4 protein-coding genes are annotated in these 2,743 nt (G+C 67.8%); all 4 read left to right on the top strand.

Going from position 1 to position 2,743, the window contains the following annotated elements; translation table 11 throughout:
* A partial coding sequence (locus HOQ08_RS07425; protein ID WP_291192878.1) for a sugar phosphate nucleotidyltransferase occupies positions 1-576 on the top strand: 576 nt, incomplete at its 5' end.
* On the top strand, positions 573-1,130 hold the full coding sequence (rfbC, locus tag HOQ08_RS07420) for a dTDP-4-dehydrorhamnose 3,5-epimerase (RefSeq protein WP_291192876.1): 558 nt from the start codon (positions 573-575) through the stop codon (positions 1,128-1,130). The genes HOQ08_RS07425 and rfbC, both read left to right, overlap by 4 nt.
* Complete coding sequence (rfbD, locus tag HOQ08_RS07415; RefSeq protein WP_291192874.1) at positions 1,127-2,047, top strand: dTDP-4-dehydrorhamnose reductase; 921 nt, start codon at positions 1,127-1,129, stop codon at positions 2,045-2,047. The genes rfbC and rfbD overlap by 4 nt, the downstream gene beginning before the upstream one ends.
* Before the next feature lie 273 nt (positions 2,048-2,320).
* Positions 2,321-2,743: toll/interleukin-1 receptor domain-containing protein (locus tag HOQ08_RS07410; RefSeq protein ID WP_291192872.1), on the top strand; the 423-nt coding region annotated here is incomplete at its 3' end.

Genomic DNA, 2,743 nt, shown 5'->3' with positions numbered 1-2,743 from the left:
AGCTGCCTGGTGCTGGGCGACAACATCTTCTATGGCGTGGGACTGACCGAGCGCCTGCTACGCGCGGCTTCGCGCGAGCATGGCGCCACCGTGTTCGGCTACTGGGTGCGCGATCCCGAACGCTACGGCGTGGCAGAGTTCGATGCCAATGGCCGCGTGGTCGGGCTGGAGGAGAAACCGGCCAGGCCAAAATCCAATTACGCCCTCACCGGTCTGTATTTCTACGATGCTCGCGCGTGCGACTATGCGGCCTCGCTCAAACCCTCTCCGCGCGGCGAGCTGGAGATCACCGACCTCAACCGCTGCTATTTAGATGAGGGCAACCTGCATCTGGAGCAGTTGGGCCGCGGCTACGCCTGGCTCGACACCGGCACGCACGAATCACTGATGGAGGCCGGCAATTTCATCCAGACCATTGAGCATCGCCAGGGCCTGAAGGTGTGCTGCCCGGAGGAGATCGCCTACCTGCGTGGCTGGATCGACCAAGCACAATTGCTGCGCCTGGCCGAGCCGCTGGCCAAGACCGGCTACGGCGCCTACCTCAAGGCCCTGGTTGAGCAGGGCGCCGTGGAATGAAAGTCACCGAGACCTCGTTGCCCGGCGCTCTGGTTATCGAGCCACAGGTCTTCGGCGACGCCCGCGGCTTCTTCTACGAGAGCTACAACGAGGCCAAATACCGCGAGGTGGGCATCGACCGGCGCTTCGTGCAATCGAACGTCTCGCGCTCGGCCAAGGGCGTGCTGCGCGGCCTCCACTACCAGTGGCCCAACCCGCAGGGCAAGCTGGTCAGCGTGATCGAGGGCGAGGTCTACGACGTGGCAGTGGACATCCGCCACGGCTCGCCCACCTTCGGACGCTGGGCCGGCGTGATGCTCACCGCCGACAACCATCGGCATTTCTGGATTCCCGAGGGCTTCGCCCACGGCTTCTGCGTGGTTTCCGAGTTCGCCACCTTCAGCTACCAGTGCACGGCGCTGTATGACCGCGAAGGCGATGCCGGCATCCGCTGGAATGATGCCGAGGTCGGCATCGACTGGCCGGTCAGCGCACCGCTGCTGTCGGACAAGGACACCCGCGCGCCGTTCCTGAAGGACGTGCCGGCCGAGCGGCTGCCGATCTACACCGCATGAAGATCCTGTTGCTGGGTGCCAATGGCCAGCTGGGCCGCAGTTTCGTGGAAGACGGCAGCCTGGCCGCGCGCGGTGACCTGGTGGTTGCCACGCGCGACGGCTCGCTGTGGAACGGCAGCCGTGGCGAAGTGGCCGATCTCTCCGCGCCCGGACTGGCCTCGCTGCTCGATCGCGTGCGACCCGACGTCATCGTCAATGCCGCCGCCTACACGGCGGTCGACCGCGCCGAACAGGAAGAGGCGCTGGCCACGCGCATCAATGGCGATGCGGTTGGCGAGCTCGGCACCTGGGCAGCAGCGCACGATGCGCTGGTGATGCATTACTCCACCGATTACGTATTCGACGGCATGGCGACCGCGCCCTATCCCGTCGACGCCGCAATCGGCCCACTCGGAGCCTATGGCCGCAGCAAACTGGTCGGCGAGGAAGCGCTGCGCGCAAGCGGCGCCGACCACCTGATCCTGCGCACGGCCTGGGTGTATGCCCCGCATGGCCACAACTTTCTGCGCACCATGCTGCGCCTGGGGGCCGAGCGCGAGGAACTGCGGGTGGTGGCCGACCAGCACGGCGCACCCACCTCCACTGCGCTGATCGTGCGCGCGAGCCTGGCGGCACTTGATCGTTGGATGGCCGAACCGGCCGCCCGCGCGCAGCTGCAAGGCACGCACCATCTGGTCGCCAGCGGCCATACCAGCTGGCATGGGTTCGCGACAGCGATCTTCGCCGAGGCCCACGCGCACGGGCTGCTTGCGCGGGTGCCGCGCGTGCTGCCCATCGCCACGGCCGATTACCCCACACCGGCGCGTCGGCCGGCCTGGTCGGTTCTGGACAACTCGGAATTCCAGCAGCGCTTCGGCGTTAGCCTGCCGGACTGGCAGGATGGCTTGCGCGAGATCATGCAGCGGCCCATCGGCTGACCGGCGCGACACCTAGCCGATCCTCACGCAGGCACGAGGCCATCTATTGCCGCTTGGTCGATCCACGTGGCGTTCGCTTGCGTGGCAAGCAGTCACCGGCTGACGGCTATGCCATCGCAGCCACATGGCGCGACCCACGTTCCTTGGTGCCAAGCCTGCACGGCACATTTCGGAAACGCAGCGCCATGAGGCGGCCGTCACGCTGGCGGTGCTAGCTTCGGCGCGCCGCCAGCGACCGGGGGGCTGTGCGACGCGATCCCGGGTGCGTGCGCCATGAACCAGGCGTCCCATGAAGAGGCGTGCCGCTATCGCGCCTTCATCAGCTACAGCCACCGCGACCGGGTGTGGGCGGAATGGCTGCATCGCCAACTGGAAACCTACCGGGTGCCCTCCAGGCTGGTGGGCCGGCGGACCGGCGCCGGCACGGTAACGCGGCGGCTGGCGCCGATCTTTCGCGATCGCGACGAACTGGCCAGCTCCGCCGACCTGGGCGGCAAGGTGACGCAGGCGCTGCGGCAGTCGGCCAACCTGATCGTCATCTGCTCGCCCGCGGCCGCGGCCTCGCGCTGGGTGAACGAGGAGATCCGGGCGTTCCGGCAGCTGGGTCGTAGCGAGCGCATCTTCTGCCTGCTCGTCGACGGCGAGCCCGGCGCCGGGCCGGATCACGACTGCTTCCCGCCCGCCCTCGGCCTGCCG

Origin of the sequence: Frateuria sp. (assembly GCF_013362045.1) — a bacterium.
In the GTDB taxonomy this organism is placed as follows: domain Bacteria; phylum Pseudomonadota; class Gammaproteobacteria; order Xanthomonadales; family Rhodanobacteraceae; genus Frateuria_A.
The sequence above is the reverse complement of the archived record's forward strand: the minus strand, read 5'-3'. Positions and strand labels throughout refer to the sequence as shown.

Excerpts from the sequence above, each read along its gene's own strand:
- rfbC (WP_291192876.1), top strand. The coding sequence starts at position 573 with ATGAAAGTCACCGAGACCTCGTTGCCCGGCGCTCTGGTTATCGAGCCA.
- rfbD (WP_291192874.1), top strand. The coding sequence starts at position 1,127 with ATGAAGATCCTGTTGCTGGGTGCCAATGGCCAGCTGGGCCGCAGTTTC.